General features: G+C 48.5%; 8 protein-coding genes. All 8 read right to left on the bottom strand.

The window, feature by feature from the left end:
• Positions 1–162: 162 nt before the first annotated feature.
• The 8 genes from ABK821_RS18740 to ABK821_RS18705 are packed head-to-tail and all read right to left on the bottom strand — an operon-like array spanning position 163 to position 11628.
• Positions 163–360, bottom strand: a complete 198-nt coding sequence (locus tag ABK821_RS18740) for a hypothetical protein (RefSeq protein ID WP_395034061.1) — start codon at positions 358–360, stop codon at positions 163–165.
• Complete coding sequence (locus tag ABK821_RS18735) at positions 357–3629, bottom strand: leucine-rich repeat protein (RefSeq protein ID WP_395034060.1); 3273 nt, start codon at positions 3627–3629, stop codon at positions 357–359. Before ABK821_RS18735 ends, ABK821_RS18740 begins: the two co-directional genes overlap by 4 nt.
• 11 nt (positions 3630–3640) lie before the next feature.
• Entirely contained in the window at positions 3641–5875 is a 2235-nt protein-coding gene (locus ABK821_RS18730) for a hypothetical protein (RefSeq protein ID WP_395034059.1), read from the bottom strand.
• Complete coding sequence (locus tag ABK821_RS18725) at positions 5865–6080, bottom strand: hypothetical protein (protein ID WP_395034058.1); 216 nt, start codon at positions 6078–6080, stop codon at positions 5865–5867. The genes ABK821_RS18730 and ABK821_RS18725 overlap by 11 nt, the downstream gene beginning before the upstream one ends.
• Positions 6061–6285, bottom strand: a complete 225-nt coding sequence (locus ABK821_RS18720) for a hypothetical protein (protein WP_395034057.1) — start codon at positions 6283–6285, stop codon at positions 6061–6063. Before ABK821_RS18720 ends, ABK821_RS18725 begins: the two co-directional genes overlap by 20 nt.
• A 9-nt stretch (positions 6286–6294) precedes the next feature.
• Positions 6295–7095, bottom strand: coding sequence for a phage BR0599 family protein (locus ABK821_RS18715; RefSeq protein WP_395034056.1), 801 nt, complete (start codon positions 7093–7095; stop codon positions 6295–6297).
• The gene (locus ABK821_RS18710; RefSeq protein ID WP_395034054.1) at positions 7082–8239 is read right to left on the bottom strand and encodes a hypothetical protein; all 1158 of its coding nucleotides are present in this window, start codon (positions 8237–8239) and stop codon (positions 7082–7084) included. The genes ABK821_RS18715 and ABK821_RS18710 overlap by 14 nt, the downstream gene beginning before the upstream one ends.
• A gap of 2 nt (positions 8240–8241) precedes the next feature.
• The gene (locus ABK821_RS18705) at positions 8242–11628 is read right to left on the bottom strand and encodes a phage tail length tape measure family protein (RefSeq protein ID WP_395034053.1); all 3387 of its coding nucleotides are present in this window, start codon (positions 11626–11628) and stop codon (positions 8242–8244) included.
• Between the last annotated feature and the right edge of the window lie 4 nt (positions 11629–11632).

Here is an 11632-nt window from a genome sequence, read left to right as displayed (position 1 = left end):
GCATAATTTAGCGCGCTTTTTTGCATACCTCGAAGCAGTTAAAAAAGGGGTTTTGCACTGTGCAAAAAAGGTCGCTATCAACTTTCAGAGTGGCGATTCTTCGTCTACCTACACACCAAAAACCAAGATCAGCCGCTCATGAAGATTCTATGCTATTCACGGTTAGTCACCATCTAATACGCCAAAAACCTGGCAGAGACGTTCATAAAATTCATCACTAACCATTTTCTCTTTCTCGCTGATATCACCTGCATAAACAGATACCACACCGGCATCAATGAGGCGTTGAATATACTCAAGAAAGAAATCATCAGTCTGGCAAAATCCGATAACATTTTTCATCGTTTTAAAAGTTTTCATAATCTATTTATTATCCAGTTATTAGGTAAATTATCGTAGTCATCAAGGCTTACGCAGTTGTTGAATGTATAATAATGCGCTGAGATATTCGTCATTTTAGAAATGAATATTAATCCTTTACCAGTCATGTTTGCACATCCCCGAAACGCTGCTGTCGTAGTCACAATATTCGGATAACTGCTAAGATTGAATATTACGTTAACGTCAGTATGAAGCCGTGAACATCCGTCGAAAAGATAACCCATCGTTGTTACTGATGTTGAGTTAAGAAGACCTGAAGCCACTTGTTCCAGCGAGTTACAATCGGAAAAAACATTTGTGAACGTTGTTGCATTGATGCTGGCGGTGAAAAGATTTTCCGGGACTGAAAGCAGATTTTTGCAGCCTCTGAAAGTCTGACCAAAAGCAGTAACGAGCGGATTATTACTGAACAGGTTTCCAGGTATTTCCACTATCCCGGTGTTTTGAAACGTTGCGCCAAATGAGGTAATAAGCGGGCAGTATTTAAACAGTGATGAAGGAATATTCACAAGAGACGTGCAACCGTAGAATGTGGAACCCGCACTAATCAGCAACGAATTATTCTTGAGTAGCTCAGAGGGTAATACTGATAAAGCCGTACAGCCGGAGAAAGTCAGCGTTAATGAAGTGATATTAATACAACCTGAAAAAAGATCCGCTGGCAATGCACTCAACGATGTACAGTCCTGGAATGTAGCTCCCATTGCTGTTAAAGCAGTTAGATCACTGAATAGTTTTTCAGGGAGTAAGACAATGGAAGCACACTGATTAAACAGGCTAGTAATATTCGTAACCTTATGGCACCCTGCAAACATATCCCCGGCTAAGGAAACCAGCGACGAGCACCCCATAAATGCATAAGTCAGGTTAGTCAGTGAACTACAGTCGCGAAACGCTCCGGCTCCAATACTTTTGAGCGAAGAGCATTGAGTAAAAGCATAATTAAATGTAGTGACAAGACTCTTCCCTGAAAAAGCGTCAGCTCGGACAGAAGTCAAGGATGAGCATCCATAGAACGCATGATCGAAACTTATTGCTTTGTTACAGTCGGTAAACGAAGGGAGGTCGGTTAATAATATGCAACCTTGAAATACACTGGAAAATGTAGTTGCGCTGATACAGTTCTTAAAAATGTCATCACCTACATTAATAAGGGCACGGCAATAATAAAATGCTGAGGAGAAAACCTGAGCAGTATTACAGCCAGAAAAAACAGACAAACCAACTCTTTCAAGAGAGGAACAGCCAGAAAAAACAGTTACGAAATGGGTTACTAGTGTTAAATCTTTAAAAAATTCATCGGGAACATTAAGGAGATTAGAGCATCCACTAAATGCCCCGCCAAAATGCGTAGACTCAAGACAGTTTCGAAATAATCGAGGTGGTAAAGTTTTCAGTTGACTACAGTTCTGAAAAACACCAGTAAACAGTCCACCAGGCACATTACTAAATAAATCTTCGGGCAAAGATTCAAGTTTACGACATCCTTTGAAACAATATGAAAATGCTTTTGCCACGAGGCACTCTGAGAAAATCCCGCTATCCAGATTAATCAGTGAACTACACTCATTAAATGCGTTGTTAAAATTCACTGCTGTATAACATCCTTTGAATAAATTACCCCCTACACTAATCACATTGGTGCAATTTTCAAACACTGACGTAAAGTTGGTCACATAGACAAGATTGCTAAACAATTCTGCAGGAATCTCTAATAGACCACTACACCCGCTAAACAAAAGCTCAGCTGCTTCAATATTCGGACATTTTTTAAACATATCAGAGGGAATAACTTTCAGACCAGTACACCCCTTGAACGCGCTGGAAAAACCGGTCGCGAGAGGAAGTTTAAGCGCGCCGGGATGAATGGTATGCAGCGTTGTTTTATTACTGGCAAAAGCCGACATACTGGTTCGGTCACCAGTTACCTTTATTAACTCCATCAGGCTGTTTGTACTCGTAGCACTGCTATTTGCCGTAGACGCAAAGCGCAATGTCGATGAACCCTTCACCTTAATATGATATTCCTGACCAACTATTAATTCACGCGTGGTATAACACCACGTCATCACATCTGTATTATTTTCAAATCGAAAATCTGTACTCTCTACTCCGTCACCATAATCAATTGTAATTTCTTCATCACGACGGGCATAAAAGAGCGGACGCGTCAGGCTGTCAATCCTCATAACAAATTCGACAACCGGCCCCGGAACCTCAACACTCTGAACATCAGAAACTAGCGTTAAAAGGTTATTATATGGCGTGATTAATTCACACTCCGCCACAACAGAATAGACACCAAAGGGTAAAACAATAGATGCGATATAACGCCCGGCGCTATCCGTTTGCACCGTTGTTGTGTAAATACGATTTGTATTCGTTTTTGCGGTAATTTTGACTGTTCGGTTTTCCAGTGACGTATTGTAATTTACAGATATAGCACCATCCATCAATACCACGCCGCCCACGGGTTCATCCTGAATATTCAGGGATATAGCACCATCAAAGCGGCGACTGGTTCCCATTCGTCCGAATAAGTCAAATTCCGCTCCGGTATAGCGGCTCAGGTCGGGCAGAACGCGCGCATTTATTGAAACAGAAGATACGCTGCTGTCGTTATTAATCAGGCTGAAAACGTCAACCGGTGAGAGTTTCACGCGGTATATATCCAGCATCACTAATTGCTCCGGTGAGGCCAGATTACTCCCTTCATACCTCAGATATAAATCATCCGGTAATGTTGATAACAGTGTCACATGCGCATTACGTGAATGATAATAACTGACCGTTAAGCCATCCGGCGGCGCGGTAATGAATTCTATCGCACCAAATAAATAATCCACTTTATAATCGGTTCCGGCCTCAAGGCCCGGAATATAAACATCCCACACGGACGCATTACAGATAATAAAACGTTGCCCCGGTTTCATTCCGTCCGGTAGCGGTTGCCCGGCAATAAATGCCGCGATACTGCTTTCTGACTTTCCCCATAATGCGCAGGCGAGGTTTTCCTGACTGTGTTCATATAACGTAAATGACAGGCTCGCGGTGGTGTCCGTAACGGATAACCCCGCATCAAGACGCCGCCCGCCGCGTGATGTTTTTTTAACTGTAACTTCACTGGCAATATTCAGCGTCAGCCCGGAACAGTCGCCAAGCCATAACAGATTCTCAGGGGTGCCATCTGCTTTTAGTTTAGAAAGATAGAGACGCCCTTGACCGTAATAATATGGTGAAGTATTCATAACAACCTCTTTTAAATATGCCCGGCAGGAAGGGTAATTGACCAGCTTTTAAAGGATTCCAGTTCGCCACGAACAGCCCTCAGCGTAACGGTATGAATAACGTTATCAGGTTCATCATCGACAATATACGGAATGAATACGGATGTACCTGTGGTAGTGAATACCCATTTTGTATCGCCGGTGTCGCGCTCCGATACTGTTACGGTGTATGAAACGCCGGTTTCTGGCCCGATATTACCCGACAGGCAGTCAATTAAACGGTCTGACTGTAATACCCGGTCACGATGTGACCACGTTAATAAATATTCGTTCTCAGGATTCGCGGCACAATACAGCGGATATAAATCACCGTTCATCGCAATATTACCAGGTAAATACGGGCGGGCCATGCGGCCCTGAATATCCACCGTTAAGACCGATGCATCATCAGCGGCCAGTGTGCCGTTATTTGTCCGCGTCAGTAACCTGACAGATACAGACTCACCGCTGAGATATTCCGTATTATCACTTTCGGTAAAGTCTTTATAAATCCATGCCATTGCCCCGGCGCGGTGTTGCGCCGGAACAGTGTCACCACATGCCCGCCCGACAGTCACCGTCCCCGCGTCAAAATCAATCGCATCAATTCGGATTAACTCATCATCAATAATTATTCCCGCGCCAGTTTCCGGTATCACTGAAAAATCCACATACAGAACGGTATCCAGTCGACCGGCCTGACGCGTTAATATAAGGGATGGTGTCCAGTCGCCCTGACCGGACGAACGCCAACCGGAACCGGTGTTGCTCTGAATCAGATAATCTATTTGTGTGCCTGACGGGGCCGACGCCATAATCCCGGTAAAACCGGCATCCTCTGATAGTGCGTTTAATTCCGCCGTTGATAAAACGTTAATTAGCATCAACCAGGATAATTCAGTCAGCTGCCATTCGTTTATAATCTGCGGGCTGTATACCGGCGGCTTCCACGTGCTGTCCTGCTGCCCGCTGCTGAAACTGGTAGCAGGTAATGAAAATACATCCTGTACGGCGGTGATTTTCAGACTTCCGTTATCCTGCTCTTCAATTTTTGCCGCACGCAGTATCATATTGTTTATCCCGCGCTCCGGGATACTAATACGAAAAACACTGGCGGGCGTGATATCACGCCCGCGCCGGTCAAAAATAATCACCAGACGTGATAACGTCGCCCCAGATAAATTCAGGTCACGTTCGGCGACGCGGGCCGCTAAATCATGCGTAGGTAAAGCCGGGTAATCTGTGGTGCTGCTGATTAATCCCACGGCCTGAATTGCGCCTAAATTCTGCGCCCGGACTTCTCCCTGCGAATTTGTAACCGGGTCGCGATATGTCACGACAATTTCATTCGGAGCATTTTCGCCCGTAGTGGAATCATCATCCTGAATTTCAATAATGCCGTTATCATAAGTGAATAACGGCAAATCATCCGCATGATAATCATCCCGGATGAGTTTTAATTTAAGTTTGCCGGTTTCCATATCCGCCCACTGAACCGCGCCGATATGGTCTAATACCTGCTGAATAAATGAGTCCAAATCATCCTGGCGATTATAACGAAAGCACAGCCCGAATTTTTCATTATAGAGCTGGTCAGCGACGTCTTTAAATGACGTTAAATCGATATCATCATATGATGCGCCCCGGCCCCAGTCGCGGTTGGTTGCGGCCTCTATTAATATATGTGCGCCGTTCATCGCGTGGATGGTTCGCAGATTATTAAGCTGTTCATCATTCAATTTATCAGCGCCTTTTATCTCAGCGCCGGTATTAGATAGCAGAATGTTAACTTTCTCCGGGTACCATGTTTCACCGTCCCAGCCTTTAACCGTGCGACGAACGCGAAACTTCCACGGTTTAGGGCTGGCGGAAAAGGTACTGATAACGCCGCTAAAAAAAGTCGTAACCACGCCCCGAAAACCGGGAACGAGTCCGCCTAATAAATTTCTGACCGCGCCGGACGCTGTCTGGTCGGGGTCTCCCATCGCAATTTCAAACGTTCCGCGAATACCGCCCTCACCACCAACATCATCCCCGCCAAATAAATCCCCTTTATCAATATAGAAAGAAGTGCTGCCCGTAACTTCTCCGGCCTTTGCTGCAAAGACTATTTTTTCATCTGCGCTTATTTCCACCAGTTCATCCACCGGGCCGCGTCCGAGTCCGCTCTGTATATCCCACGAATAGCGATACCCGATTGTTGTTTTTTTACTGCCTTTACTTCCCATCCGTTTCACCTTTTATTGCACGGTTAACCACATCCACGGCCAGCGCATCCCCGGTATTAAGTAAATCAGCGGCAGGGATACCATTTTTTAAAAATGATTTAAAATCGAGGTTATATCGCCTGAAAAAATTTCGTGCGCCGGGCGCACATCCTCCGGCCGCACGAATATCATCTAACGTAATAATTTTATTTTCGTATTGCTTCATAGCGGTAATTCCCGTAGGCCAGCACAAACCAGTCCTCAGTCCACGCATCGCCAAAAAAAATACATTGCGGCGTTCCTTCACTCGCTTGTGGAAAGTCCCAGTCGTCAGCGGTGACAGGTTTTGACGTGGACGTGTTTTTTTTAGCCATTGCCGCGCTGATAAAATAAGAGGCAACCAGCACCGCAAAATAATAGAAAAATTGCATGATATATTCTCAGAACAGTTTAGCTATTTCGAACGGCGACTGGCCCGGCATATGCGGCTGACCGCCATAGTTCAGCACGTTATTGAATTTAGAATCACACACATTAATTGTGCGTTCACAGCCAGGATAAATAACGACAGACATTCCCGCCTCAAGGCCGAAAGTCCCGCCAATTACACCAATATTATTTCCGTTATGCAGTTTCAGCCCGCGCCGCTCTGTTATACCATCCGTTACCCATTCAATAAAGCCGCCAGAAAACCAGCCATTATTGACGCCGGATGTGATATTAACTGACGCGCCATCCAGTGAATCAATCACGCAGTGAACGGCATAATCAGCCGGATTTAAACGACAGTTCTTATCGTACAGCGAATACGGGCAGGGACGCCCCCACGTAAGACGAATACCATTGCGACTGAATACTGAAGCAATGGAATATGTGATTAACTTAATGCTGTTAATGCTTTCCCATTTAGTTTCGTGTACAGCACCACGCCAGATAGTTTTCATTTCCTGCGATTCATCATCGGCGTGAATTCGCATTATTCTGACTTTCAGCGACGGCGACGCACCGCGAAACAATGCCGCCACGGTACTGTTAGCCGGTATCGTTATATCAAGAGGGTCGCCCGAACCGATGCGAATCCCCGGAACAGAAATCGCGGCGGCCTCCCATTTTTCACCATTGATATAAATATTCTGGTCAGCATTCGTATAACGATAATGCAGTGTACCGGAACGGATAAAATCAATCAGTGTCACCGGTAAACCGTCAGACGTTGAATACTCGTAATCATTCCAGTTCATCACGTACTCCCCGAAAATTAACTGACACGGACGCCAGCCCGTCAGCGTCGGTAATGTGTTGCCATTGAATTTCATCGCTGTTAAGGCGACATAAAGTCATAAATGAAATATCTGTTATTTGCTCAACGGGCGGTAATTCGTCATTCAGCGTTAAGCGTTCGCCATTATTAAGCTTTACGGCGGACACGATCCGCCGGTAAATCTGCGAACCGTCCGCCAGCCGGATACACAGATCGCGACGTCCGTTCGCGATGCCTGACGCGCTGTAATCCGCTGTGCGCGTCTGCAATTCATTTCCTGACGTACTGACGGGGATAAAATCGATCGCATCACCCGGCACCCATAGCGGCCGCTGACGACCACGCAGAAAATAGAACAGCGACCGCAGCCGTGTCTGTGCCACGCGTCCGGCCTCCAGCCATGCGAACCCCTGAACGGTAAACGCCCGGCCCGCTGTATCCGTCCTGTGCGGAATGCCGGTCATGTTGTCCAGCTCCGCAATCATCCGCTCGTATTCACCCGTCAAATCATCCGTGCGGTCTGGTTCGGCGGTAAGCACCGGATGACCGCGCCAGAACACCGGCCCGGCGTCAGCCGCTACCGGATTGCTGGCCGCAACCCTGAAACGAACCTGCCAGCGGGCAAGCTCCCCGGTCTGCCGTGTACGCGCTGGCGGGTCTGTCAGAACGGCGGGCCGTAGCGGGTACACCTCCGCACCGGGCGACCACTGCAGCACCAGCTCGCTGACCGTGAGGCCGTCACCATTCACCGTGCTGATCCGGGCGGTTTCCCGCGTGCCGTCATAGTCCTGAATCAGCACGTTATCCCCGGCGATAAAATCCCGGCCAGCGGTATCAACGGGGATGAACGTATCACCGGCAACAAGGGGCGCTCTCAGCGTGGCAACGTCCGGGAAGACGGGCAGATCCCATTCGCCCGCGCCAGCGTGCCAGAGGAGGTTCTCAAAGGCCCGGCGTTCTGTGCCTGACAGCTCAACCGTAAATTCAAAGGTACGGCGCGGCGTTCTGCGCCGTGCGATGCGTTGCTCCGCGCCGGTGGGCGACGTGAGAACATCGGTTTTCCAGCTCAGCGTCTCCGTCACTGACGACGACCAGTCCGGCGCGGCATTCCAGAGAGGGCGCATACTCATTCCGTAATCATCTGTTTGAGGGTCGGCTTGTTTGCCCGCACCCATGTGATGAGAGAGCGATGCCCCGCGACGCTGTTCACCCCGGCACTCATCACATCACCGGCATCGAGCACCAGCGTCTGCGAAATCGTGGTTTCTGCGGCTTCTGTGGCTTTCTCAGGCGTTGCCACTTCGGGAATGTCCGACGGGCTGGACTGTGCCGGAAAACCTGTCAGACCGCCGCTGGCGTAACCCTCAAGCGCAGCCATCCCACGCCGGTTGAACTCCGTCAGAAAATCAAGCGCCCCCGGCTCATTCACAACCGCTGAACGGGTTACATATTCCTCATCACTCAGCATCACCGGCACGTTGTCGCGGCCCGGCTGCGGCTGGCGCTCGACGGCCAGCGTCTCACCAGGAACGTGAGGGACGACAGAGGCCGCTGGCGCGTCTGCCGTCTCTGTCCTGGCGATAAACCCGGCGTTATTGTCCTGCTGTGCGTGTTCGGCAAGGGCGGACATGCCGCGCTCGTTGAAATCGTCCAGGAATTCAAGCGCCCCCGGCTCTTTGACGACGGACGCGCGGGTCACGAACTCTTCATCACTCAGATAGGCCGGTATCGAATCGCTGGTATTCGTCCCGGCCCCGCGAACCTGTCCGCCGGACGAAAAAAAGCCAGCGGCCATGCCCGCACCGCCGCCCAGCGCGGACATTGCCCCCATTGCCAGCTGCTGTGCGGCAATACGGGCCAGGCTGTTCACCACCTCCATCGCCAGATTTTTCACCGCGTCAGAAAGGGACATTGTGCCGTTGGCCAGTCCGATCAACGATGTTTCAATTCCGTGCTGTAAACCGTCTTTAAACGCCTGTGTTAATTCGTTCCCTGTCTGACTCAGGTCTGCCAGCTGGGTTTCCAGCCCGCCCAGCAGTGAGCGAATATTTTCGCCCGCCTCGCCGGGTATATCGGCCATTTCCTGTAATACAGGTAAATAGCTCTGTAATTTATCGGCGGTCTGCGTATGCAGGGCAAGAATTTGTTCGCGCCCGTTATATTCGCTGATTGCGCCAGTTGTTATTTGCGCCTGTATTGACTGTTCGCGCTGACTCTGAAAGGTATATAAGCTTTCAATTTCCGCTTTAATCTGGTCAATACGGATTTTTGTTTCTTCAACGGGCAATAACTTATCAATTAACGATAAGCCTTCTGTATTACCGGATGATTCAAAATCCTGCCGTAATTCACTGTATTTTTTCCGCACTTCTTCAAGGCTGGCTCCGGCCTCATCGCCGGATGCCCTGATTAACTGCATACGTAACGTAAAATTCTGGTCAGCATATTCACGCGAGGTTAATAATTCATGTGCGGCCTGTGCTGATTTCTTTTGTTCATCCGTCAGATTGCGCGTGGCAATTTCATTAGCACGAATGGCGGCGGTGCTCTGATTTTGTTTCGCGGCCTGATTAACCAACGAATTAACATAGCGCTGGTTTTCAGCAATGGATTTTTTAACCTGCTGCTGTGCTGCCCGTTCTGCCTGAATTGATTTATTTTGCGCATCGATGCGCTTTGCCAGTGATAACGCGTTTTGTTGTTGCTCCGTGGACGCATCTTTTAAACTACCGGAACGAATTTCCGCCAGCGTCTTTTCAACCTGCGAAACGCCGCGCGCTGTATTAAGCGTTCTTTCTAATTGCTCATTATATTTCTCAGCGGCTTTTGTACTTTCGGATAAGCGCCCGGAATCACTTTCCCATTGCCCGCCGGAAAACTCCACGCCATCATCAGATTTAACGCCGCGAGATTCCAGCATTTCGCGCCCGTCGTCCGTGGCCCATAATTTTTCATATTTTTGCCGTAAGGATTCGACTTCATCCGCTTCTTTTTCAATAGCGGTTTTGTTTTTATCCCAGAGGTCGGCTAATGCTTTATAAGCAGCCTTACCCTCATCAGCGATTCGGTTTCGTTCTGCCGTCGCCTCAGAAAGCATATTTTCGGCGACTTCCTGCTTTTTCAGTTCGGCAAGCCGTTTACGGTCATTTGCGACTAATTCCGCATATCCTGAACCACGGCGGGCAATCTCGGATTCATCCCCGGCATTATTTAACCGCTTCTGAATTTCTTCAATTTCACGGGCGCGTTTATTCACGTCAGTATCCTGACCGGTGGCAATCGTGACGCCTGTTCTGAATCCCTGTTTTATCTCGTTGACAACGCGCTTTACATTTTCCCAGCCTGCCGCCAGCCCGGACAGTTCGTCGCGCAGTTCATTAATGCGGCCTTTTAACGCCCGGTTAATTTCCGCTGACGCCAGTTCGATGGCTTCTTCTTTTTTTCCCTGACTTTCGAGAGAGCGAATACGCTCAAGCATGGCAATATCTAACAGACGGTATTTATCGTCCATTTCGTTCGCCCAGCCTGACGCGCTTTCACTGAGGCGCGAAAATTCCCCGACAATCTGATCGGCAGAATTTCCGGTGATATCGGCAAGAGAGGCAGCGGCTTCTGCGGCCTGACTTAATGCTTCCTGTGTTAAATTACCGTTCTTAATTAAACCCGTCAGAATATCGCGGGCCGCGCCGTAATTACTGCTGAGTGTCCCGGCCTTATTCGCCATGACCTCAAGCTGTGCCGCGCTTAATGCGGCGTAATTACCGGTCGACATCAGGCCGCGCGTGAAAGCATCCTGATCGCGTGAAAGAGAAACCAACGTCGTGCCGGTGGCAACCAGCAACGCAATAACACCGGTCAGCGATGCGCCAGCCAGTGAAAATAATCCCGGTAATACGCCGACACGTGAACCGAGATTATAAAAGTTTTGCGCCGCGCCGGAAATATTACCGGACGCAAGCTGGCGGGCCAGCATAACAAATTCAGTGCGGGCCGCTTTAGAATTAACCTGTAATGTCTGCGTTTTACCGGTCAGCATATCGACGGCGGTACGCTGATTATTAATCTTCGTGATATAGGCATCAAAGGTGTCATTATCAATAATACCCGCACGGTTTAATTTTCTGAGTTTCTCCTCCTGTTCATCGAGTTTTTCAAACGCACGCGTTACCGGGTCAATTTTGCCCAGCACCGTCTGTAATTCTTTACCTAATTTTTCGTTTTCAGTGCGCTGTTTTTGAGCAGCGAGGGCGGCGGCTTCCTGTGCCTTTTTTAATTCCCGCTTCTGCGCGGTCAGAATCAGTTCGGCCTGGGTGTATTCCTCCTGTTTAATTCTGGCCTCATCAGAAGAACGGGCCGACTCTTCAATCGTTTTTCCGGCCCGCTGCCATTGTTCATCGGTTTTATTAACAGACTGAGACAGCGTGGAGACATCGCCGGAAAGTTTTTTTATATCTTCCCGCGCGGCGTTTAAATCGGCGGTAATACGCAGCGATAAATCTAAATTGTCACTCATTATC

The organism is Klebsiella sp. KE9456 (assembly GCF_043832615.1).
Lineage (GTDB): Bacteria > Pseudomonadota > Gammaproteobacteria > Enterobacterales > Enterobacteriaceae > Klebsiella > Klebsiella indica.
The sequence above is the reverse complement of the archived record's forward strand: the minus strand, read 5'-3'. Positions and strand labels throughout refer to the sequence as shown.